General features: G+C 70.3%; 22 protein-coding genes and 1 tRNA gene. 10 read left to right on the top strand and 13 right to left on the bottom strand.

The annotated features are described in order from the left end of the window. The 3 genes from JHN63_RS26210 to JHN63_RS26200 all read right to left on the bottom strand — a co-directional run. On the bottom strand, positions 1-679 hold a 679-nt coding region (locus JHN63_RS26210; RefSeq protein WP_200684967.1), incomplete at its 3' end, for an SDR family oxidoreductase. Continuing rightward, positions 676-1,593, bottom strand: coding sequence for an alpha/beta fold hydrolase (locus JHN63_RS26205; protein WP_200684965.1), 918 nt, complete (start codon positions 1,591-1,593; stop codon positions 676-678). The genes JHN63_RS26210 and JHN63_RS26205, both read right to left, overlap by 4 nt. Further along, the gene (locus JHN63_RS26200; RefSeq protein WP_200684963.1) at positions 1,590-3,137 is read right to left on the bottom strand and encodes an NAD(P)/FAD-dependent oxidoreductase; all 1,548 of its coding nucleotides are present in this window, start codon (positions 3,135-3,137) and stop codon (positions 1,590-1,592) included. The genes JHN63_RS26205 and JHN63_RS26200 overlap by 4 nt, the downstream gene beginning before the upstream one ends. A gap of 168 nt (positions 3,138-3,305) precedes the next feature. Between JHN63_RS26200 and JHN63_RS26195 the strand changes: the two genes are divergently transcribed. Further along, a complete protein-coding gene (locus tag JHN63_RS26195) occupies positions 3,306-3,941 on the top strand; it encodes a MerR family transcriptional regulator (RefSeq protein ID WP_234477714.1) in 636 nt (211 codons plus the stop codon). Positions 3,942-3,954: 13 nt separating this feature from the next. On the opposite strand, the gene JHN63_RS26190 is transcribed toward JHN63_RS26195, so the two are convergent. After that, positions 3,955-4,758, bottom strand: coding sequence for an exodeoxyribonuclease III (locus JHN63_RS26190; protein ID WP_200684959.1), 804 nt, complete (start codon positions 4,756-4,758; stop codon positions 3,955-3,957). 80 nt (positions 4,759-4,838) lie between these two features. On the opposite strand from JHN63_RS26190, the gene JHN63_RS26185 reads away from it, so the two are divergent. Further along, on the top strand, positions 4,839-5,315 hold the full coding sequence (locus JHN63_RS26185) for a GNAT family N-acetyltransferase (RefSeq protein ID WP_200684957.1): 477 nt from the start codon (positions 4,839-4,841) through the stop codon (positions 5,313-5,315). Between the two features lie 103 nt (positions 5,316-5,418). Here JHN63_RS26185 and JHN63_RS26180 read toward each other — a convergent pair. The 7 genes from JHN63_RS26180 to galU form a co-directional block, all read right to left on the bottom strand. Next, positions 5,419-5,492, bottom strand: a tRNA-Ala gene (locus JHN63_RS26180). 61 nt (positions 5,493-5,553) lie between these two features. Continuing rightward, positions 5,554-6,912: a gephyrin-like molybdotransferase receptor GlpR gene (glpR, locus tag JHN63_RS26175; RefSeq protein WP_200684955.1), complete on the bottom strand. Its 1,359-nt coding sequence runs from the start codon at positions 6,910-6,912 to the stop codon at positions 5,554-5,556. A gap of 259 nt (positions 6,913-7,171) precedes the next feature. Beyond that, a complete protein-coding gene (locus JHN63_RS26170; RefSeq protein WP_033285662.1) occupies positions 7,172-7,786 on the bottom strand; it encodes a GNAT family N-acetyltransferase in 615 nt (204 codons plus the stop codon). Positions 7,787-7,806: 20 nt separating this feature from the next. After that, complete coding sequence (locus JHN63_RS26165; protein ID WP_200684953.1) at positions 7,807-8,349, bottom strand: molybdenum cofactor biosynthesis protein B; 543 nt, start codon at positions 8,347-8,349, stop codon at positions 7,807-7,809. Then, entirely contained in the window at positions 8,346-8,858 is a 513-nt protein-coding gene (gene moaC / locus JHN63_RS26160) for a cyclic pyranopterin monophosphate synthase MoaC (RefSeq protein WP_200684951.1), read from the bottom strand. Before moaC ends, JHN63_RS26165 begins: the two co-directional genes overlap by 4 nt. Before the next feature lie 62 nt (positions 8,859-8,920). After that, positions 8,921-10,243: a gephyrin-like molybdotransferase Glp gene (glp, locus tag JHN63_RS26155; RefSeq protein WP_200684949.1), complete on the bottom strand. Its 1,323-nt coding sequence runs from the start codon at positions 10,241-10,243 to the stop codon at positions 8,921-8,923. Positions 10,244-10,248: 5 nt separating this feature from the next. After that, complete coding sequence (galU, locus tag JHN63_RS26150) at positions 10,249-11,151, bottom strand: UTP--glucose-1-phosphate uridylyltransferase GalU (protein ID WP_200684947.1); 903 nt, start codon at positions 11,149-11,151, stop codon at positions 10,249-10,251. Between the two features lie 132 nt (positions 11,152-11,283). Here galU and JHN63_RS26145 point away from each other — a divergent pair, with 132 nt between their 5' ends. Then, positions 11,284-11,865 carry a 5-formyltetrahydrofolate cyclo-ligase gene (locus tag JHN63_RS26145; RefSeq protein ID WP_200684945.1) on the top strand — a complete coding sequence of 194 codons (582 nt, stop codon included), beginning with the start codon at positions 11,284-11,286 and terminating at the stop codon, positions 11,863-11,865. A gap of 72 nt (positions 11,866-11,937) precedes the next feature. On the opposite strand, the gene JHN63_RS26140 is transcribed toward JHN63_RS26145, so the two are convergent. Continuing rightward, on the bottom strand, positions 11,938-14,688 hold the full coding sequence (locus JHN63_RS26140; RefSeq protein WP_200684943.1) for a penicillin acylase family protein: 2,751 nt from the start codon (positions 14,686-14,688) through the stop codon (positions 11,938-11,940). A 194-nt stretch (positions 14,689-14,882) separates the two neighbouring features. On the opposite strand from JHN63_RS26140, the gene JHN63_RS26135 reads away from it, so the two are divergent. From JHN63_RS26135 to mscL, 6 genes are all read left to right on the top strand, one after another. Further along, complete coding sequence (locus JHN63_RS26135) at positions 14,883-16,463, top strand: potassium/proton antiporter (protein ID WP_200684941.1); 1,581 nt, start codon at positions 14,883-14,885, stop codon at positions 16,461-16,463. Positions 16,464-16,735: 272 nt separating this feature from the next. Then, positions 16,736-18,010 (top strand): MFS transporter, encoded by a 1,275-nt coding sequence (locus tag JHN63_RS26130; RefSeq protein ID WP_200684939.1) that lies wholly within the window; start codon positions 16,736-16,738, stop codon positions 18,008-18,010. A 69-nt stretch (positions 18,011-18,079) separates the two neighbouring features. Then, positions 18,080-18,406 carry an FmdB family zinc ribbon protein gene (locus tag JHN63_RS26125; RefSeq protein WP_200684937.1) on the top strand — a complete coding sequence of 109 codons (327 nt, stop codon included), beginning with the start codon at positions 18,080-18,082 and terminating at the stop codon, positions 18,404-18,406. A gap of 134 nt (positions 18,407-18,540) precedes the next feature. After that, entirely contained in the window at positions 18,541-19,374 is an 834-nt protein-coding gene (locus tag JHN63_RS26120) for an S-methyl-5'-thioadenosine phosphorylase (RefSeq protein ID WP_200684935.1), read from the top strand. A gap of 183 nt (positions 19,375-19,557) precedes the next feature. Beyond that, a complete protein-coding gene (locus tag JHN63_RS26115; protein WP_200684927.1) occupies positions 19,558-20,136 on the top strand; it encodes a hypothetical protein in 579 nt (192 codons plus the stop codon). A 159-nt stretch (positions 20,137-20,295) separates the two neighbouring features. Beyond that, positions 20,296-20,757, top strand: coding sequence for a large conductance mechanosensitive channel protein MscL (gene mscL / locus JHN63_RS26110; protein ID WP_200684926.1), 462 nt, complete (start codon positions 20,296-20,298; stop codon positions 20,755-20,757). A 98-nt stretch (positions 20,758-20,855) separates the two neighbouring features. On the opposite strand, the gene JHN63_RS26105 is transcribed toward mscL, so the two are convergent. Continuing rightward, positions 20,856-21,032 carry a hypothetical protein gene (locus JHN63_RS26105; protein ID WP_200684924.1) on the bottom strand — a complete coding sequence of 59 codons (177 nt, stop codon included), beginning with the start codon at positions 21,030-21,032 and terminating at the stop codon, positions 20,856-20,858. A gap of 49 nt (positions 21,033-21,081) precedes the next feature. Here JHN63_RS26105 and JHN63_RS26100 point away from each other — a divergent pair, with 49 nt between their 5' ends. Continuing rightward, positions 21,082-22,314 (top strand): low temperature requirement protein A, encoded by a 1,233-nt coding sequence (locus JHN63_RS26100; protein WP_200684922.1) that lies wholly within the window; start codon positions 21,082-21,084, stop codon positions 22,312-22,314. Positions 22,315-22,428: the final 114 nt, after the last annotated feature.

The raw sequence follows: 22,428 nt of genomic DNA, 5'->3' as shown, positions 1-22,428 counted from the left end.
AGGCAGCGGTTGCCGTGGCCGGCCAACAAGACGTATCCGCTGGGGCCGGCCACGGCAACCGCTGCCTCAACTCCCGCATGACGTCGTCCTGATCGGCCCCGCGCACCATGTCCGTGTCGGTCCACGACAGATACCCGACCCCGACCCGCACCCCCTTGTAGCCGACCTCCGCGCGCAGGCTGTGCGCGTACGCCTCGACACCGGACTTGGACGCGCAGTACGCGCTCATCATCGGCGCGGGCGTGATCGCGGCCAGCGAGGCGATCTGCAGCAGATACCCCCGGCTCTCCATCAGCACCGGCAGAAACGCCCGCGCGGTCACGGCGGACCCGATCAGGTTCACCTCGATCACCCGCCGCCAGGCGACCGGATCGGAGTCGAGAAAGGGCCCGCCGCTGGCGACACCCGCGTTGGCGACGACGATGTCGACCTTCCCGAACCGCTCCTTGACCTCAGCCGCCACCCGCGCCATCGCCTCGTGGTCGGTGACGTCGGCGTACCAGTGGTCGCTGTCGGTGTGCAGCCGTTCGGAGACCCGCTTGAGTTCGTCCGGCTCCAGCCCGACCAGCGCCAACTTCGCCCCGCGCGCGGAGAGTTTGCGGGCGAGCAGCTCGCCGACACCCCGCGCGGCCCCGGTCACGACCGCGACCTGACCCTCCAGGCTCACCTTGCCGCTCATGCGCCCTCCTTGATGTGTGCGTAGGTGGCGGCCAGTTCACGAATTCTCGCGCTGACCAGCTCCGGCGCCTCAACGGGCGTCATGTGGCCGAGCCCGGGCAACTCGGTGATCCCGACGCAGTTCGGCAGCGCGGCGACCAGCGCCCGCGCGTGCACCGGCGGCGTCATCCGGTCCGCCGTACCGACGAGGACGGCGGTGGGTACCGCCAACTCCCGTACGCCGTTGTCGAGTTCGAGCGAGTCGAGGACCCGCGACCACGCGTGCCGCACCGCGCTCGGGCACGCGTGCACGATCCGCGCGCACGCCTCGACCATGTGCGGCGCCGAACCGGGTCCCATCGTCCCGTACTTGAGGATCCGCCGCGCGGCAGGAGTGACCGGCCCGAGCGGTGCCCGCGTCCCCAGTATCTTCCGGGTCAGCCAGGTCCGCACCCGCCCGGCCCGCAACGGCACCACGAGCGACTCCTCGACCAGCCGCGAACTCCCCGTACTGCACAGCAGAACGGCCACCGCGTGCTCCCGGAACCGCGCCCGCCCGGCCGCCGCCAGCACGGTCATCCCGCCCATGGAGTGCCCCACGATCACGGCCTTCTCCCCGGGCGCGAGGGTCTCCTCCAGTACGGCTTCCAGGTCGTCGGCGAGCGCGTCGGTACTGTGCGTGACGGCCGCCGGACTGCGCCCGTGTCCGCGCTGGTCGTAGACGACGACCCGGTGGTCGACCGCCAAGTCCCTTGTCTGCGCGGCCCAGAAGGCCGTGGAACAGGTCCACCCGTGCGCGAGGACGACGACGGGCGCGCCCTCGCGACCGTGCACCTCGACGTACAGCCGGGAGCCGTCGGCCGAGGTGACGGTCACCTCCCGGGCGGGGACGGGCGGGGCGTACGGCCCGGACGAGACGTGCAGGAGGCGGCTCATACGGCGACCTCGTCCCGCTTGTCGTCGTCAACGGCCTTCGTCTCGCCGTTCTCGGCCTTCTTGTCGGCCTGCGCCCGTACCACCTCGTACTCCATGAGGTCCACGCGCCGTGTGGCCTTGCGGAACTCGGTCGTCGTACCCGGCCAGATGGTGGTGTTACGACCGCTCGCGTCGAGGTACCAGCTGGTGCAGCCACCGGTGTTCCACACGGTCCGCTCCATCCGCTGCTGCACGCGCCGGTTCCAGGCGTCCACCGCGGCGGGCCGGGCGTCGAGGGCGACCTGTCCGCCCAGGACGTCCAACTGCCGTACGTAGTCGGCGAGATAGTTCAGCTGGGACTCGATCATCAGGATCATCGAGGAGTTCCCGAGGCCGGTGTTGGGCCCGATGATGGTCATCCAGTTGGGGAACCCGGCCGCGGAGGCGCCGCGCAGGGCCTGCATCCCGCCCTGCCACGCCTCGGCCAGCGACCGTCCGTCCACGCCGACGACCCGTTCGGCGATCGGCATGTCCGTGACGTGGAAGCCCGTACCGAAGACGATCGCGTCGACCTCGGCCGTACTGCCGTCGGCGGCCACGACGGTGGAGCCGCGGATCTCGCTCAACCCGCTGGCCACGACGTCGACATTGGGGCGGGCGAGGGCCGGGTAGTAGGTGCTGGAGAGCAGGATGCGCTTGCAGCCGATGCGGTAGTCGGGGGTGAGTTTCGCGCGCAGGGCCGGGTCCTTGATGGAGCGGGCCATGTTGCGCCTGGCCAACCGCTCGATCATTCCCAGCTCGTCGGGCCGCTTGGTGAACGCCTGGACCTGCAACTCCCGCAGCCCCCACAGGAGTCCGCGGCGGGCCTGGGTGGTGAAGGGCAGCGCGCGGTGCAGGGCGCGTTCGGCGCCGCCGATGGGGCGGTCGACGCGGGGCATCACCCAGGGCGGGGTGCGCTGCAAGAGGGTGAGGCGCTCCACCTCGGGCTGGATCGCCGGCACGATCTGGATCGCGGAGGCGCCGGTGCCGACCATGGCGACGCGCTTGCCGCGCAGGTCGTAGTCGTGGTCCCAGCGGGCGGAGTGGAAGACCTTGCCGGGGAAGGAGTCCAGCCCCGGGATGTCCGGGACCTTGGGGTCGGACAGCGGTCCGGTGGCGGAGACGACGAGGTCCGCGGAGTACGAACCGCCGCTCGTCTCGATGTCCCAGCGCAGCCGCTCCGCGTCCCACGTCATCATCTTCACTTCGGAGTTGAAGCGGAGGTGGGACCGGAGCCGGAAGACGTCCGCGACGTTCTCCAGATAGGCGCGGATGTGCTCCTGCCCGGAGAAGGTGCGCGGCCAGTCGGGGTTCGGCGCGAAGGAGAACGAGTACAGGTGCGACGGTACGTCGCAGGCGCACCCCGGATAGCTGTTGTCCCGCCAGGTCCCGCCCACGCTGTCGGCGCGCTCCAGGACGACGAAGTCGGTGACACCCTCGCGCCGCAACCGCACCGCAGCCCCCAGCCCACCGAACCCGGACCCGATCACCGCCACCCGCACATGCTCGCGTTCGTGTTCGGTCATCCCGTGCCCTCCCATACGGCCACACAACCGCGCCAGTGAACACTGGCGCAATCGGAGCGTAGAGCAGGTCCGTACTCATGGGTAGGGGGCGGTACGAGGAAAGTTACCGGGGGTACGACATAGGGTGCGGGCGTGGCGGAGAAGGCAGAACAGAAGCGCGAGTACCGCATGGAGGAACTGGCCGGGGAGGCCGGCATCACGGTGCGCACCCTGCGCTTCTACCGCGAGCGCAAACTCATCCACCCGCCGCGCCGGGAGGGCCGTATCGCCTGGTACGACGAGACGCACCTGGCCCGGCTGCGCACGATCTCGGCGCTGCTGGAGCGCGGCCACACCCTCAACGGCATCGCGGAACTCGCCGAGGCCTTCGACCACGGCCGTAACGTCGGCGAGCTGCTGGGCCTCGGCGCCCCCACCGAGGAGACCCCGGTCCGGCTCACCCCGGAGGCCCTCGCCGACTACTTCGGCGACCAGGCCACCCCGGAGAACTTCGCCGCCTCACTCGAACTCGGCTACCTCGGCACCGACGGCGGCGAGATCGTCCACATCAGCCGCCGCCTGCTGGACGTCACGGCCGCGCTGGTCCGCGAGGGCATCCCGCTGGCCGACGTGCTCAGCGTGGGCCGCCGCGTCCGCGCCCACACGGAGTCCCTCGCGGACCTCTTCACCGAGCTGGTGCTGACCCAGGGCGGCCGTACGACCGAGGACCTGCAACGACTGCGGCCGCTGGCGAAGAGCGTGGTGGAGGCGGAGCTGTCGCTGGCGATGGACCGGCGGATACAGCACGGCCGAGCCGGTCAGTGACGGTCACCGGCCCTCAGAGGCCGTAGACGACCGTCACGGGCGCATGGTCCGACCAGCGCTCGTCATGCGTGGCCGCGCGCTCGACATACCCCTTGACCGCCTTCGCGGCGAGGCCGGGCGTCGCGACGTGATAGTCGATGCGCCAGCCGCTGTCGTTGTCGAAGGCCCGCCCCCGGTACGACCACCACGAGTACGGCCCGTCCACGTCCGGGTGCAGGGCCCGTACGACGTCGACGTACGCCCCGTCCTCCGCGTCGAGGACCCGGCCCAGCCACTCCCGCTCCTCGGGCAGGAAGCCCGAACTCTTCTGGTTGGCGCGCCAGTTCTTGAGGTCGGCGGGCTGGTGGGCGATGTTCCAGTCGCCGCAGACGACGACCTCGCGGCCGTCGGCGGCGGCCCGCTCGCGCAGCCCCTTCAGGTGGGCGAGGAACTCACCCATGAAGCGGACCTTCTCGTCCTGCCGCTCGGTGCCGACCTCGCCGGAGGGCAGGTAGAGGCTCGCGACGGTGACGCCGGGGAGGTCGGCCTCGACGTAGCGGCCGCTGCCGTCGAACTCGGCCGACCCGAAGCCGATCCGGACGCGGTCGGGCTCTCGGCGGGTGTAGAGGGAGACGCCGGCGCGGCCCTTGGCGGCGGCCGGCGCGTGCACGACGTGCCAGCCCTCGGGGGTGCGGACGTGCTCCGGCAACTGCTCCGGCTCGGCCCGCACCTCCTGGAGGCAGAGCACATCGGCGGAGGTCCCCGCGAGCCACTCCACGAAGCCCTTCTTCGCGGCGGCCCGCAGTCCGTTGACATTTGCTGAGGTCACAGTGAGCACCCGGGCACAATACCGGCACACTGGACGGAGTCCAGATCCCCCTCCGTCCAGCCCCTACGCATAGAAGTACGATACTTGGCATGAATATACTCCCCGTCCCCTTCGACCACCCCGACGCCGTGAAGCTGAACGACCAGGTCCAGGCGGAGTACCACGAGCGCTACGGCGACGGCGGCGACGCCACGACCCTGGACCCGTCGGACTTCGAGCCCCCGTCCGGGGTGTACCTGATCGCGTACGACGAGCACGACGACCCCGTGGCCACCGGCGGCTGGCGCTCCCAGAACGCCAACGGCGAGGGCAACGAGGACGGCGACGCCGAGCTCAAGCGCATGTACGTCGTCACGCCCGCCCGCGGCCTCGGCCTCGCCCGCCGCATGCTGGCCGCCCTGGAGGAGAACGCCCGCGCCGCCGGCCGCACCCGCATGGTCCTGGAAACCGGCACCAAGCAGCCGGAGGCCATCGCCCTGTACACGTCCAGCGGCTACGAGCCCTGCGTGAAGTTCGGCTACTACCGCTTCCACGACGACAGCAGGTGCTTCGCGAAGGAGTTGTGAGCGACTGCGGCTGCCGCGGGAGCCACAACTCCGGTAGTCGTCGTGGCTCCCGGGAACACCAAAGAGCCCCAACCGGAAACCCGGTTGGGGCTCTGAGCTGCGGTGGACCTGTGGGGATTTGAACCCCAGACCCCCTCGATGCGAACGAGGTGCGCTACCAGACTGCGCCACAGGCCCTTGCAACGAGTGAAACTCTAGCATCCCCCTCAGGGTGCTTGGAAATCCGTTCCTTGCCTGGTCACTCGTTGGCCGCGCGGGGCCGTTCGCCGTCCTCGTACTGGTCGAACAGGGGGGTGCGGCCCCGCTCGCGGGCGCGGCGGGCGGAGGCGGCGCGACGGGCGTCGGTGCGGCCGTCGCCCGTCGTCCTGTCCTCCGCCGAGTCCTCGGAGAGGTCCTCCGCGTCCTCGTCCCTGGCGTCCCCGGCACCGTGATCGTCCCGTGCGCCGGAGTGCGCTTCCTGCTCGGGCGCCACGGAACTCGAGCGCGCCGAACTCCACGCGTCCGGCGCCCCGAGGTCCACGTCGGACGTGGCACGCGGCGCGACCGGCGCGGTGACGTACGTCGGCAGCGGCACCGGTACCGGGTCCCAACTGTCGCCCTGGCCCGGCCGACGCTGCCGCTCGCGCTGCTGGTCGACCCACTCGGCGTGGTCGGTCTGCTCGACGAGGGCGCGGCGGTCGGCGGCGAGCGCGGACAGCCCGGGGTCCGTCTCCGGTTCCGGGCCCTCCTCGGCGTCGTCGATCCCGGCGTCCACGGACGCGCGCCTGCGCGGCTGACGCTCCCGCAGTCGCTGCGCGGCGACCTCGGCCTGACGTCGGTCCATCTGGTAGGCGAAGCGGCGGCGTTCCTGGGAGCGCAGATAGGCGATGTACCCGCTGAGCAGTACCGCCGGCACGCCGGGCGCCCAGAGCAGGGCGAGCCCGCCGACCGCCGCGACGATCGCGCCGAGCGTGAAGGCGAGGAAGAGCATCACGGTGGTACGTCGACGGCGCGCGAGCACCTTCACGCGCCGGGCGCGCGCTGCCGCGGCCTCCTCGGCGGGGGTGCGCCGCGCGACCGGGACACGCTTGCGCGCGGGCCTGGAGGCGGACTTGGGTGCCTGGGCGGGGACGTGCTGGGGTGCCGGTTTGGCCGTCTGGTCGCGGGTCTGGTCACGCGCCGGTTCGCGAACCGGCTCACGCTCGGCTTCGCGCGCCGATTCACGCCCCGCCGCACGCTCCGCCGTACGGTCCGATTCGCGCCCCGCCCCACGCTCGGGTTCTCGCGCCGTTTCCGGCCGCTCCTGGCTCTGCTGACGGACGGGCGCGTGCACCTGGGAACGGGCCGGGGGCATGGCGAAGGCCCGGACGTCCACCGAGTCGGTGACGACGTCCGGCACGACGGCGCCGGGCTCCCCCTCCTCGGCGGAGCGCGCCCGCAGGTCCTTGGCGTACCGGCGCTCCATTCCCGCCCGTCCGGACAGCAGCCGGATGGCGGTGCTGAAGCGTTCCGTCGGACGGGCCTCGTTCAGCTCGTCCTGCCTACGGAGCCACATCGGCACCAAGTAGGCGGCCCAGGCCCCGACAATGACTGCGTAGATGAGGCCGCTGCTGCTCACGCCTCACACGGTAGAGGGGTTTGCGTGAGGCCATCTGCCAATTGAGCCGGTGTGTCGCACGATCTGGCTGATATTTCGAGCTTTTTTTGTGACCGATGCGATCAACAGGCCGCCGAGTTGGCGAATTCATTGCCCCAAGGTGGTCATCCGTCGATCACTTTCGAACACTTATTCCATTTCCAGGGATCCGCTTCCGGGGATCCGCGCTTCCCGGGATCCGGCCTTCCTACCGGCCCGTCCAGGACCAACCGACTCCCCGCTACGCGGGATTGTCGTGCGGGGTGCTCCGCGAGCGTGCCCGCTGCCAGCGGGCCAGCAGCCCCTCGGGCACCTCTTCCGCCGTGAGCGCGAAGACGAGATGGTCGCGCCAGGCGCCGTCGATGTGGAGATAACGGGGCCTGAGCCCCTCCTCACGGAATCCGAGTTTCTCGACGACCCGGCGACTGGGTCCGTTCTCCGGGCGAATGCAGACCTCGATGCGGTGCAGTCCCACGGCACGGAAACAGTGGTCGACGACGAGCGCCACGGACGTCGGCATCACTCCGCGCCCGGCCACCGACTCGTCCACCCAGTAGCCGATGTGACCCGAACACATCGAGCCCCAGGTGATGCCGGCGACCGTCAACTGCCCGACCAGACGCCCCTGGTACTCGATGACGAACGGCAGCATCCGGCCCGAGTTCGCCTCGGAACGCAAGTGCCGGACCATCTGCCGGTACGTCGGCCGGTGCGCGATCGGCCCGCTGGGGGTGGGCGGCGGAATCGTCGCCTCCCAGGGGCGCAGCCAGTCCCGGTTGCGCCGGTTGACCTCGCGCCAAGCTCGCTGGTCGCGCAGTTTTATCGGCCTCAGGACGATGTCGCCGTCCACCAGCACGGCGGGCCAGGATGGGCTGTTCAGCTCGCACCCCCACTGGTGTCGGCGGGTCTGGGGTGATCGCCGCCTCGGATCTGGTCCACGGCGTGCGCCAGCAGGGGCTCCAAGACGGCTAGGCCGTCCTTCACCCCGCCGGTGGAACCCGGCAGGTTGACGATCAGTGTGCGCCCGGCGACTCCGGCCAGGCCACGGGAGAGCGCCGCGGTCGGCACCTTCTCCCGGCCGAACGCCCGGATGGCCTCGGCGATGCCCGGCACTTCGTAGTCGATCACCGCACGGGTCGCCTCGGGGGTGCGGTCGGTGGGCGAGACGCCGGTGCCGCCGGTGGTGACGACGGCGTCGTAACCGGCCGCCACGGCGGCTCGCAGCGCGGCCTCCACGGGGGCGCCGTCGGGAACCACCTGCGGGCCCTCGACGGCGAAGCCGAAGCCCTTGAGGCCGTCGGCGACCAAGGGGCCGCCCCTGTCCTCGTAGACCCCGGCGGCGGCCCGGTTCGAGGCGGTGACCACCAGGGCGCTGTACGGCGAGGTCGGCACGCCGTCGGCCGAATCGTCGGGGCTCATGTGCGGCTCCAGTCCCCCGACTTGCCGCCCGTCTTCTCCTCCACGCGCACGTCCGTGATGACCGCTCCCTTGTCGACCGCCTTGACCATGTCGATCACGGTGAGTGCCGCGACGGAGACCGCGGTGAGGGCCTCCATCTCGACGCCCGTGCGGTCCGTCGTCTTCACGGTGGCCCGGATCCGTACGGCGTCGTCCGCGACCGACAGATCCAGTTTCACACCCGACACCGACAACGGGTGGCAGAGCGGGATCAGGTCGGGGGTGCGTTTGGCGCCCATGATCCCCGCGATGCGCGCGGTGGCCAGGGCGTCGCCCTTGGGGACCCCTTCACCGCGCAGCAGTTCGACCACGCGGGGTGAGACGAGGACGCGTCCGCTGGCGGTGGCGGTGCGCGCGGTCACGTCCTTGCCGGACACGTCGACCATCCGGGCGGCGCCCGCGTCGTCGATGTGGGTGAGGCGGTCTTGCGCAAGGGGTCCGGGGGTGTCCCCCCGGAAAGGCTCAGTCATGCTGTGTGGCGCTCCCGGTCCGGGCGTGTTGTGCGCGACACGGTACCGCCAACCGCGGGTGGTCAGCGGAGCAGGACCACCTGGACCTCGGTGCCGGGTTCGACGGACTCGACGTCCTCGGGGACAACGATCAGCGCGTCGGCGAGCGCGAGGGCCGCGACCAGGTGCGATCCGGCGCCCCCTACGGGGGTCACCTCCCCGTCGGCGTACCTCCCACGGAGGAACTGTCGGCGGCCCTTGGGAGAGGTCAGCGCCTTGTCGGCGGTGAGGGTGGCCCGGGTCGTCGGGCGGTGGACGTCGTCGAGGCCCATCAGGGTGCGGATCGCGGGGCGGACGAACAACTCGAAGGAGACGTACGACGACACCGGGTTGCCGGGCAGGGCCAGCAGCGGGATGTGGTCGGGGCCGATGGAGCCGAAGCCCTGGGGTTTGCCGGGCTGCATGGCGAGCTTGCGGAAGTCGATCCCGGCGCCCGCCTCGTCCTCGTCCCCTACGGAGGACAGCGCTTCCTTGACGACGTCGTACGCCCCGACGCTCACACCGCCTGTGGTCACCAGGAGGTCGGCGCGGACCAGCTGGTCCTCGATGGTGTCGCGGAGGGTCTCGGCGTCGTCGGCGACGGCGCCCACCCGGTAGGCGATGGCTCCGGCGTCACGGGCGGCGGCGGTGAGGGCGAAGCTGTTCGAGTCGTAGATCTGGCCGTCGGCCAACTGCTCGTCGGGCTGCACCAGTTCGCTGCCGGTGGACATGACGACCACGCGCGGGCGCGGGCGCACGCGGACCGTGCCGCGGCCGATCGCGGCGAGCAGGGCGATCTGCGGGGGGCCGAGGACGGTGCCGGCGTCGAGGGCGCGGTCGCCCGCCTTCACGTCGCTGCCCGTCGCGCGTACGTGCGCGCGTGCCTCGGCCGAGCGGTACACCTGCACCTGGCCGCCGGCCGCCTCGGGGGCCTGGCTGCGGGCCCGCATGCCGGTGACCGGGCCGTCGCGGAGGCCTCCGTCGGTCCACTCCACGGGGACGACGGCCTCGGCGCCGGGCGGGAGCGGGGCGCCGGTCATGATGCGGGCGGCCTCCCCCGGGCCGACGTGGAGCGGCTCGGCCCGGCCCGCCGCGACGTCGCCGACGACCGTCAGGACGGCCGGGAACTCCTCGCTCGCGCCCGCGATGTCCGTGACCCGCACCGCGTACCCGTCCATCGAGCTGTTGTCGAAGGGCGGGAGCGACACCGGCACCGTGATGTCCTCGACCAGGACGCAGCCCTGGGCGTCGAGCAGTTGCAGCTCGATGGGTTCCAGGGGGCGGACGGTCGCGAGGATGTCCTCCAGGTGCTCGTCCACCGTCCAGAGGTGGTCGGGTCCTGTGGTGCGGGTCGCGGCGCTGCTCAACGTTGCTACATCTCCTCGGCTACGTAACTGCGAAGCCAGGCGCGGAAGTCCGGGCCCAGGTCTTCACGTTCGCACGCGAGTCTGACAATGGCACGCAGATAGTCGCCCCGGTCTCCGGTGTCATAGCGCCGGCCCTTGAAGACGACGCCGTGCACGGGGCCGCCGATCTTCTCGTCGGTGGCCAACTGCTGGAGGGCGTCGGTGAGTTGGATCTCGCCGCCGCGGCCGGGCTCGGTCTTGCGCAGTATGTCGAAGATGTGGGGGTCGAGGACGTAGCGGCCGATGATCGCGTAGTTCGAGGGGGCGTCGGCCGCGTCCGGCTTCTCGACCAGGCCGGTCACCTTGACGACGTCGTCGTCCGCGGTGGCCTCGACGGCCGCGGAGCCGTAGAGGTGGATCTGCTCGGGTGCGACCTCCATGAGCGCGACGACGCTGCCGCCGTGGTGCTCCTGGACCTGGACCATGCGCGCGAGGAGGGGGTCCCGGGGGTCGATCAGGTCATCCCCGAGGAGGACGGCGAACGGCTCGTGGCCGACGTGCGGGGCCGCGCACAGGACGGCGTGGCCGAGGCCCTTGGGGTCGCCCTGGCGGACGTAGTGCATGGTCGCGAGGTCGCTGGACTCCTGGACCTTGGCCAGGCGGCTCGCGTCACCCTTCTTCTGGAGGGCGGATTCGAGCTCGTAGTTGCGGTCGAAGTGGTCCTCCAGGGGGCGCTTGTTGCGTCCTGTGATCATGAGGACGTCGTCGAGCCCAGCCGACACGGCCTCTTCGACCACGTACTGGATCGCGGGCTTGTCCACGACCGGCAGCATCTCCTTGGGAGTTGCCTTCGTGGCCGGCAGGAACCTGGTGCCGAGACCGGCTGCGGGGATGACAGCCTTGCTGATCCTGGGGTGCGACTGAGTCATGCCCGAACCTTATCCGGTGCCTTTGTGCAGAATCTGTGGCCGCGGTTAAAACGCTCTTATATGAGCCTATTAGGAAGGGTACGGGTGAGACCTGTGGGTCACCTGGGTCGTGAAGTCGAGCCTGACAAGCGAATGTTGCGGCAAGAGTTCCTCACGGTGAGGAACAGGTTGACGGCCGATGACGTGCGGAAGGCCGCCGCCGCGCTCGCCGATCGCGCCCTGGACCTGCCCGAACTGGCGCACGCGCGCACAGTGGCGGCCTACGTCTCCGTAGGCAGCGAACCCGGAACGCTCGTCCTCCTGGACGCACTCCGCGCGCGGGGCGTCGACGTCCTGCTCCCGGCGCTGCTCCCGGACAACGACCTCGACTGGGGCTCCTACGACGGCGAGGGCTCGCTCGCGCGGATCCAACACGGCGGAAAGATGGCCCTGTTCGAGCCCTCCGGGGAGCGGCTCGGCCCGGACGCCGTGACCGCCGCCGACGTCGTCCTGCTGCCCGGCCTGGCGGTCGACGGGCGCGGAATGCGGCTGGGGCGCGGCGGCGGGTCGTACGACCGCGTGCTGGCGCGGCTGGAGCGGGCGGGCGCGCATCCCGCGCTGGTGGTGCTGCTGTACGACTCCGAAGTCGTCGCGCACGTCCCGGCGGAGGCGCACGACCGGCCGGTGCGGGCGGTGGTGACGCCGTCGGGTGTGCGGCGGTTGCCGGGGACCTGAAATGGCCCTCCACGCGTGCGTGGAGGGCCATTTCAGTTGTGCGGTTGTTCATGTGTGCAGTCGTTCAACGATTCACGGTTTGAGCACCAGGGTGTCGCTCGTGCTGCCGTCGACGGCCTTGGAGGAGAACGACCAGGGCAGCAGTTCACCGTTGACCCACTTGCTGGTCTGGTCGGTGTAGTGCGCGCTGTAGGCGTGTCCGGAGGCTCCGGTGAGGTTGATCCACTTGGACTTGTCGAAGTCGTCGAGGTTGACCACCATGCGCATCGACGGCACCCAGACGACTTCGTAGCCGCCGGCCGCGTTCCAGCCGGTCGCGTTGACCGTGGCCTCGCCGCCGCTGAGCTTCCAGGGGCCGCGGTTGAGGATGTACTGGACGATGCCGGGGCCGTCGGTGCCCAGGGTCTGGTTCTTCAGGAACAGGCGGTGCAGCCGACCCCAGCTCCAGGTGTCGATGTCCTTGCCGAGCTTGGCGGTCAGCTCCCAGCGGGCGTCGATCATGGCGCGCTTGAAGAGCTCGTTCATGTTGCTCGCACCGGGGCGGTTGCCCGACTTGGGGGTCTTCCACCAGTCGTTGGTGGGGTCGTCCATGAGCTTGCGGACGACCTCGAACCAGCGGTCGCCGCCGTCCGGTTGCGCATCGTCGGCGTCGCGCTCGCCGCACTCGCGCACCTTCTGGGTGTCCTCGTCGACGGGACCGGTCGTGTCGACCGGGGTGACGAACAGGCACTGGCCCTCGACCCGCAGCTCCTTGGGCAGCTTGTTGCCGAAGGCGAGCTTGAGGATGTTGCGCCAGACCGAGTTGAAGTAGGCGGCGGCCGCCGAGTCGGCGTCCTGGGTGTAGTCCCAGCCCTCCAGGAGTTTCTGCGCCTCGCGCACGTCGGCGTCGGGCTCGTCGATCTTCAGCAGCTTGGGCACGAGCAGCTTGGCGATCTCGCTGCTGTCGTCGAGCTGCATCTGCCGCATGTCGTCGGTGGAGATCTTGCCGCCGCCGTCGATCTTCGACTGGATCAGATCGGTGATGCGCTGGCTACGGGTGCCGTAGCCCCAGTCCGTGGTGAGGGTGTACGGGTACTTGTCCTTGTCGATCACGGCCTGGTTGGCGGTGACGATGTAGCCGCGCTTCGGGTTGTACTCGTACGGCAGGGCGGCCTGCGGGATGTAGCCGGTCCAGTCGTACTTGGAGTCCCAGCCGGGCACCGGCAGCGAGCCGTCGCCCTTCCCGCGCGTGGGGATCTTGCCGGGCAGCGTGTAGCCGATGTTGTTCTTGGTGTCGGCGTAGACGAGGTTCTGCGAGGGCACGTCGAACTTCGCGGCACCCGCGCGGAACTCGCTCCAGTCGGACGCCTTGTCGATGGCGAAGACGGCATCCATGGTGGTGCCCGGGTCCTCGGCGGTCCAGCGCAGGGCGATGCCGTAGCCGTCGCCTCTGTCGGGTGCAGCGGTGTCGACGGTGGCCTTCTTGCCGACCTTCACGAGTTCGTCGTTGCGGTCCGACAGCAGCGGGCCGTTGTTGGTCTCCCGGACGACGATCTTCTTGGAGGAGCCGCCGGCGACCTTGATGGTCTCCGTACGGGTCGTGAAGGGCTTCGTGGTGCCGTCGTACAGGTAGCCGTCGCCGGAGAGCTTCTCCAGGTAGAGGTCGGTGACGTCGACCCCGGAGTTGGTCATGCCCCAGGCGATGTCCTGGTTGTGGCCGATGACGACGCCGGGCATGCCCGCGAAGGTGTAGCCGGTGACGTCGTACTGGCACTTGCTGGAGACCGCGCGGCAGTGCAGGCCCATCTGGTACCAGACGGACGGCAGCGAGGCCTCCAGGTGCGGGTCGTTGGCCAGGAGGGGCTTGCCGGTGATGGTGTTCTTGCCGGCGACGACCCAGGAGTTGGAGCCGATGCCCTGGCCGTTCACGCCGACGGCCGTCGGGAGGTCGTCCAGGACGTCCGAGAGGCCCGAGAGCTGGCTTGTGAGGGCCGAGCCGGACGAGGACGACGAGGAGCCCGTCGTGCCGCTCGTGGACGTGCCGGAGGAGCCGTCACCGCCGTCGAAGGTCTTGGTGTACTCGTCGTACTCGCCCTCGGTGACGATCGGCTGGTTGCGGCTGTACGGATAGTCCGGGTACAGGTCCGCGATCTGCTGGGGGCCGAGGCGGCTGGTCATCAGGGCGCGGTCGATCTCGTCCTTCATGTTGCCGCGCAGGTCCCAGGCCATCGCCTTGAGCCACGCGACCGAGTCGACCGGGGTCCACTTCTCCGGCGTGTAGTCGTACTTGAAGCCGAGGGCCGCGTACTCCAGGGAGATGTCCTTGCCGTCCTTGCCCTTGAGGTAGGCGTTGACTCCCTTGGCGTACGCCTGGAGGTACTTCTTCGTGGAGGCCGACAACGTGGTGTCGTACTCCTTCTGCGCGACCCGGTCCCAGCCCAGGGTGCGCAGGAACTCGTCGTTCTTGACCTGGTCCTTGCCGAACATCTCGGACAGCCGCCCGGCGGTCATGTGCCGGCGCACGTCCATCTCGTAGAACCGGTCCTGCGCCTGGACGTAGCCCTGCGCCATGAACAGGTCCGCGTCGGAGGACGCGTAGATCTGCGGGATGCCGTAGCTGTCACGCTTGACGTCGACGGGTCCCGACAGGCCTTCGAGCGTGATCGAGCCCTTGGTCTGCGGAAGGGAGGCACGGACCGTGCTGACGGACCAGTACGCGCCGTAGGCGACGCCCCCGATGATGGCCATTACCAGAACGAGCACCAATAGACGGGCTTTGCGCCCCTTTTTCCTGCCGGACTTGCCGGGCTTATGACCCGATGAGGCGGTGGTGTTGGGGGGCATCGCTGTCCTTGCTGTCCTAACGCGAGCGGCAGGGCGGGCTGTGCTTTTGACTGAGCGCTGGAGCAACCATAGGCGCAGGGTCCCGAGCGACTTGACGCGGAGTCGGGTACTGACGCGGACGGGCGTTCGATCTTGCCTCGGGAAGTGTCAAGAAAGCGTCAAGAGTTAGGTAAGGTAACGAAGTACTTGGATGCATGGCGCCGCAGCCTCGCGTCCCCTGTACATGTGCTGTCGCCCTGGACGCGCGTCAGCCGAGGAAGGGAAGGCTTCTGACTGTCCACCACCTCGACCAGCTTCTGCTCGTCTGCTCGCTCGTCCTGCTCGTCGCCGTCGCGGCGGTCCGGATCTCCTCGCGCAGCGGGCTCCCCAGCCTGCTCGTCTACCTGGGGATCGGCATCGCCATGGGCCAGGACGGCGTCGGCGACATCCACTTCGACAACGCCGAGCTGACCCAGGTCATCGGGTACGCGGCCCTGGTCGTGATCCTGGCCGAGGGCGGCCTCGGCACGAAGTGGAAAGAGGTCAGGCCGGTCCTCTCGTCCGCCGCCACACTGGCGCTGGCAGGGGTGGCGGTGAGCGTCGGCATCACGGCCGCGGGCGCGCACTACCTGGTCGGCCTGGAGTGGCGGCAGGCGTTCATCATCGGGGCGGTGGTGTCCTCGACGGACGCGGCGGCGGTCTTCTCCGTGCTGCGCAGAATCCCCCTCCCCGCGCGCGTGACGGGCACCCTGGAGGCCGAGTCGGGCTTCAACGACGCCCCGGTGGTCATCCTGGTCGTCGCCTTCTCCACGGCGGGCCCGGTTGAGCACTGGTACGCGCTGGTGGGCGAGATAGCCCTGGAGCTGGCCATCGGCGCGGCCATCGGCCTCGCGGTGGGCTGGCTCGGCTCCTGGGGGCTGCGGCACGTGGCGCTGCCGGCCTCCGGTCTCTACCCCATCGCCGTGCTGGCGATCGCGGTCACCGCGTACGCCGCGGGCGCCCTGGCGCACGGCAGCGGCTTCCTCGCGGTCTATCTCGCCGCGATGATGCTCGGCAACGCCAAGCTGCCCCACTGGCCCGCGACGCGCGGCTTCGCCGACGGGCTCGGCTGGATCGCCCAGATCGGCATGTTCGTCCTGCTCGGCCTGCTGGTCACCCCGCACGAACTGGGGGACGACGTCTGGCCCGCGCTTCTGATCGGCCTGGTGCTGACGATGGTGGCCCGGCCGCTCAGCGTGATCGTCAGCCTCACGCCGTTCCGGGTGCCCTGGCAGGAGCAGACCCTCATGTCCTGGGCCGGGCTGCGCGGCGCCGTGCCCATCATCCTGGCGACGATCCCCATGGTGAACGGCGTGGACGGCAGCCGTCGCATCTTCAACATCGTCTTCGTCCTGGTCGTCGTCTACACCCTCGTCCAGGGGCCGACGCTGCCCTGGCTGGCCCGCAAGCTGCGGCTCGGCGAGGGCCCGGAGGCCGCCGACCTCGGCATCGAATCGGCTCCCCTGGAGCGGCTGCGCGGGCATCTGCTGTCGGTCGCGATCCCCGAGGAGTCGAAGATGCACGGCGTCGAGGTCAACGAACTGAGGCTGCCGGCCGGAGCCGCGGTCACCCTGGTCGTACGGGACGGAAAATCGTTTGTCCCCCTGCCCTCGACGGTCCTGCGGCGCGGCGACGAACTCCTCGTGGTCGCCACCGACCCCGTCCGGGACGCGGCGGAGCAGCGGCTGCGCGCGGTGGGCCACGGCGGCAAGCTGGCGGGGTGGCTGGGCACGGATACCACCGACGCCAGCCGTTAAGGGCATGTTTCGCACGGTTCACACGTTCACCAATCGCAGGTGAACGCGCGCGTGGTGCCCGTTTTCACAGGCCCACCGGGTCTCATCACCTGTACGATGAAGGCACATTCTGATCGAACCAACTCTGCCTGACGCAGTGCTGGCGCGACCGTATGGCGGCCGAATCCCTCCTCCGCAGTGGGCACCGGTATCTACCGCAGTTCCGCGCAAGAGGACAGTGCTCGGCGCCCCCCGCACAGGGCGCGCTACCAGGTGGCAGAAAGGCACGGGCCGTGGCATCCACGGTCACCTCCCGCCCGGGATCGCGTCCCGGATACGGGCAGTTGCTGCGCACGCGCGGCGCCTGGACGTTCCTGCTCCCCGGCTTCGCGGCACGCCAGCCGTTCGCGATGCTCACCATCTCCATCGTGCTGCTGGTCCAGCACACCACCGGCTCCTACGGCGCTGCGGGCGCCGCCGCGGCCGTCACGGGCGTCTCCATGGCCCTGTTCGCGCCCTACAGCGGACGCCTGGCCGACCGCCACGGGCAACGGGCCGTCCTGCTCCCTGGCGTCCCGCTGCACTCCCTGTCGGGCCTGACGTTCACGGCGCTCGCGCTCGGCCACGCGCCCCTGTGGGCGCTGTTCGTCGCGGCCGTGCCGACCGGCGCCTCGGTGCCGCAGATCGGGCCCATGGTGCGCGCCCGCTGGGGCGTGAAGCTCCAGGACTCCCCGCTGCTGAGCACCGCCGCCGCCTTCGAGTCCGTCACGGACGAGCTGACCTTCGTCTTCGGCCCCCTGCTGGCGACCGCGCTGTGCACCGCCGTGAACCCGGCCGCCGGCCTGATCACGGAGGCGTCGCTCACCCTGATCGGCGGTCTGCTGTTCGCCGCCCAGAAGAGCACCCAGCCCACGGTGACCGCCGGCGGGCACGCACGCGTGGAGCATGTTTCCGCGCTGGGCATCCCCGGGGTGCGCGTGCTCATCGTGACCTTCCTGGGCATCGGTTCCGTCTTCGGCGGCATGCAGGTCTCCCTGGCCGCCTTCACCGACTCGATCGGCGAACCAGGCCTGAACGGCGTCCTGTACGGCACGTTCGCCGCGGGCAACATGCTCTCCGGTCTCGTCTGCGGTGCCGTCGCCTGGAAGGTGGCCCCGCAGCGCCGCCTCCTCGTCGGCTACGGAGCCCTCGCGCTGACCGCGTCCGCCCTGTGGACCGCCCACTCGGTGCTGCTGCTGGCCGCCCTCGGTCTTCTGGTCGGCATGTGCATCGCGCCCGCCCTGATCACCGGCTACACGCTGGTCGAGGGGCTCGTCCCGGCCGGTGCCCGCACCGAGGCCTTCACCTGGCTGACCGGCGCGGTCGCGCTCGGCCAGGCCGCAGCCGTCACGGTCGCCGGACAACTGGAGGACCGCCTGTGGGGCGGCGCCGGTTTCCTGGTCCCGATGGCCGGTACGGTGCTCGCCCTGGGGACCCTGGTGGCCCTCCGGTCGCACCTCGCGACCCGGCCCCGCAGCCGCACCGTGGCACGTGGCGTCGGTCACCGCGTGCCGGTGGCAGTGGACTGATCCCCGGGAATACGTCACTATGGACGCTCGTTAGCACTCATTGAGTGAGAGTGCCAGGAGGAAGACACAGTGCCGACCTACCAGTACCAGTGCACCGAGTGCGGCGAGGGCCTTGAAGCGGTCCAGAAGTTCACCGACGACGCGCTGACCGAGTGCCCCAATTGCGGTGGCCGCCTGAAGAAGGTGTTCTCCGCGGTCGGCATTGTCTTCAAGGGCTCCGGCTTCTACCGGAACGACAGCCGCGGCTCCTCGTCGAGCAGCTCGCCGGCCACCGCGAAGCCGTCGACGTCCTCGGACGCGAAGCCGTCCACCACCTCGACCTCGTCGTCCTCCTCGGACTCGAAGTCGAAGTCGTCGAGTTCGGGCTCCTCGTCCAACAACAGCTCCGCCGCGTAGGACCTTTCCGCGGGACCCTGTCGTCGTACGACGACAGGGTCCTCGGTGTTTCCCGAGCCGGTTCCCGTAGCTGATTCCATAGCTGTTTCCGTAGCCGCTCCTGCGGCTTTTCGGCGGCGGCTAGGGTGCTGCTCATGGTGAACGCAGAGATCGGCGTGATCGGTGGATCCGGGTTCTATTCGTTCCTCGACGACGTGACCGAGATCCAGGTGGACACCCCCTACGGACCACCCAGCGACTCCCTGTTCCTCGGCGAGATCGCCGGCCGGCGGGTCGCCTTCCTGCCCCGGCACGGACGCGGCCACCATCTGCCGCCGCACCGCATCAACTACCGGGCGAACCTCTGGGCGTTGCGCTCCGTCGGGGTCACTCAGGTCCTCGGTCCGTGCGCGGTGGGCGGTCTGCGCCCCGAGTACGGGCCGGGCACGCTGCTGGTGCCGGATCAACTCGTGGACCGTACGAAGTCCCGGACGGGCACGTACTTCGACGGACTCCCGCTGCCCGACGGCGCGGTGCCGAACGTGGTGCACGTGTCCCTGGCCGACCCCTACTGCCCGACCGGCCGGGCAGCCGCTCTGAAGGCGGCGCGAGGCCAGGACTGGGAGGCGGTGGACGGCGGCACGCTCGTGGTGATCGAGGGCCCGCGGTTCTCGACCCGCGCCGAGTCCTTGTGGCACCGCGCGCAGGGCTGGTCGGTGGTCGGCATGACCGGTCACCCCGAAGCGGTGCTCGCCCGTGAACTGGAGCTCTGCTACTCCTCGTTGACCCTGGTCACCGACCTCGACGCGGGCGCCGAGACCGGCGAGGGCGTCTCCCACGACGAGGTGCTGCAGGTGTTCGCGGCCAACGTGGACCGGCTGCGGGGCGTGCTGTTCGACGCGGTGGCCGCGCTGCCGGAGAGCGGAGCACGTGACTGCCTGTGCGTGAACGCGCTGGGCGGGATGGATCCGGGGTTCGAGCTGCCGTAGCGGTCACGGCCGGGGATTCGGCGAGGCGGCTGAGGTTCGGAGAGCCGACGGAGGTGCGGAACTTCCCGTTCGGGTGAGGGAGTTGTCCACAACCGGCGAGTAGCACACGGGCTCCGGCGGGCGGCGGCGCAAGGCCTCATCGTGGGACCGCAAACCGATCCCTCGTCGCAGGTGGTGGCCCGCATGTCCATGTCCCCTCTCAACTCCCCTCCCGGCTCTCCGCTCATCCCCCCTTCCTTTCCACGCCCGTTGGGCACCGATGCTCCGCCCACGTGCGAGGTGCCGCACTTCGCGCCGGTGCGGGTGCGCGGCGGTCGCCATCAACTGCATCGGTTGCTACGGCACCGGAGGCGGGCCGTGGCGGCCGGGCTCGCGGTGACCGCCGCCGCGCTCCTGGCGGCCGGCCCCCGCGATGCGACGGAGGCCCGGCACAGCGAGCGGCCTCGCGGGCACCCGGTGGCCGATCCGGTACGGCAGCGCCGGGCGGTCGAGTGGGTGTCGGCGCCGGTGCGGATCGCCGACGCCGGTACGGTCCGGCTGCTGCGGGTCGGCGACCGGGTCGATGTGATCGCCGCCGAGGAGTCGGCGCCGGGCGGCGCGGCCCGGGTGGTCGCACGCGGGGCGCGGGTGACGGAGGTGCCCGAGCCGCTCGAAGTGGCCGATGGCGGTGGGGCGTTGGTGGTGCTGTCGGTGCCGCGCTCCACGGCGGCGCGGCTGGCCGGCGCGAGCGCCACGGCACGGTTGGCGGTGACAATGTGTTGAACCGTGTTCTCCGGGCCGTGAGTCGCGCTCTCCGGCACCTGTGCGAATTCGTGTCAAGTCCCTCGTTCGAGCTACTGAATTGGACACGGCGGCCGGGCATTGACGTAGGTTGCGGAGCTGTTGGTTCCACCCCCTGCGTGTGCGAGAAGAGGCTCCGAGTTGAGCGAGCAGAAGAAGGACCCGAGCGTCTGGCAGGGCTTCAAGGCCTTCCTGACACGCGGGAACGTCGTCGATCTGGCAGTCGCGGTCGTCATCGGCGCCGCCTTCACGAACATCGTCAACTCGGTGGTGAAGGGGATCATCAACCCGCTTGTCGGGGCGATCGGGACACAGAACCTGGACACCTACAGCTCGTGCCTGAGCAGCACCTGCTCGGGCGACAAGGGCATCCAGCTGATGTGGGGCTCCGTCCTGGGGGCCGCCCTCAGCTTCGTGATCACCGCGGCGGTCGTGTACTTCCTGATGGTGCTGCCGATGTCGAAGTACCTGGCCCGGGCGGAGGCCCAGCGCAAGGCCAAGGAAGGCACGCACGAAGTCATCGAGATCACCGAGCTGGAGGTGCTCAAGGAGATCCGCGACGCGCTCGTCGCACAGCGCGGCGAGGGGCACCGGGAGCCGTAAGCGAGGGCTCTGATCCAGGGCCCGGCTCGGGCGTGGCCGAGGGCTCTAACGGGACCGGCGGCTCTGTCGTGGCCACCGACTCGGGCCCGGTCGACGGCTCAGATGTGGTGGGGCGGCTTCTCGTCGAGGAAGCGCTTCAGGTCGGCCGCGCTGTCGCCCTCGGTCCGCTCGCCCCACCCGCGGTCCGTGTCGTCCGAGGACGGCCGGCTCAGCGGGTCGTCGAAGACCAGCGTGGGCTTCGGGTCGCGCGGCTCGGAGGCGGGGGCGGTACTCATGCCTCCAGGGTACGGCCCCCGGCGGACGTTATCTGCTGTGCTTGGCCTCATGACGTCCGAGATTCAAAGACCCCGGCGGCCCCAGCAACCGCTCCGCCTCCTGCTCCCGCTCACCGCCCGAGCCCGGGACGAGCCGCACCGGGTCGCCTCGCCGCTGGAGCTGTTCTTCGACCTGTGCTTCGTCGTGGCGATCGCGCAGGCGGGCGTCCAGTTGGCGCACGCCGTCGCGGAGGGGCATGCGGGCGAGGGCGTACTGAACTACGCGATGCAGTTCTTCTCGATCTGGTGGGCCTGGATGAACTTCTCCTGGTTCGCCTCGGCCTACGACAACGACGACGTGCTGTACCGGGTCGTCACCCTGGTGCAGATCGCCGGAGTCCTGGTCCTCGCCGCCGGGGTCGCGCGAGCCTTTCAGCACCACGACTACCTGGTCGTCTGGCTCGGCTACGTGATCATGCGACTGGCGATGGCCACGCAGTGGCTGCGGGCGGCACGGGCCGCGACCGGGCCGGAGCGGACGATGGCATTGCGGTACGCGGGCGGCGTGCTGCTCTGCATGGTCGGCTGGACCGGCCTCGTGGCCCTGCCGGAACCGGCCCGGGGCTGGGTGTTCCTCGTGATGGTGATCGCCGAGCTGTCCGTCCCGCGCTACGCGGAGAAGGACTTCCCTACGCCGTGGCATCCGCACCACATCTCGGAACGGTACGGGCTGTTCACGATCATCGTGCTGGGCGAGACGATCGCGGCGGCGACGGTCGCCGTGCAGTCGGGGGTGGACGAACACGACGCGCTGGGCGAGCTGTTGCCCATCGCTGCGGGCGGGTTGCTGATCGTGTTCGCCGCGTGGTGGATCTACTTCGTGGTGCCGATCCACGGGCATCTTCGGTCCAACCGGCAGGCGTTCCTGTGGGGGTACGGCCACTATCTGATCTTCGCCTCGGCGGCCACGATCGGCGCGGGCCTGGAGGTGGCGGTCACACAGGCGGTCGGCAAGGCGCACATCTCCACGCTGGCGGCGTCCGCCGCGGTGACCCTGCCGACGGCGCTGTACCTGCTCAGCGTCTGGGTGCTGCACGCCCGCCACTACAAGGTGGGCATCACCCAGCAACTGGTGCTCCCGGTGGCCGCGTTGCTCGTGATCTGCTGCACCTTCCTGGGGGACTCGGCGGTGCTCGCGGCGGGCCTGGTGTCGGCGCTGACGGTCGCGCTCGGAGTGACACTGACCGCACGGATGGCTGCCGCCGGGGAGAGCGGGGCCGTGGCACCGGCGCCGGCGGACTGACCACCACCGGACCGGCCGGACGCGCTGGGGATGCTGCCCTCGGATCAGCCGCCCACGCGGGGCCGCCTCTCCCCCGCACAACCCCCGGCACCCGGCCGACCCCCAACGCCCAAC

The organism is Streptomyces sp. MBT65 (genome assembly GCF_016612545.1).
Taxonomy (GTDB): Bacteria; Actinomycetota; Actinomycetes; order Streptomycetales; family Streptomycetaceae; genus Streptomyces.
This window is presented reverse-complemented; position numbering and strand designations above follow the sequence as displayed.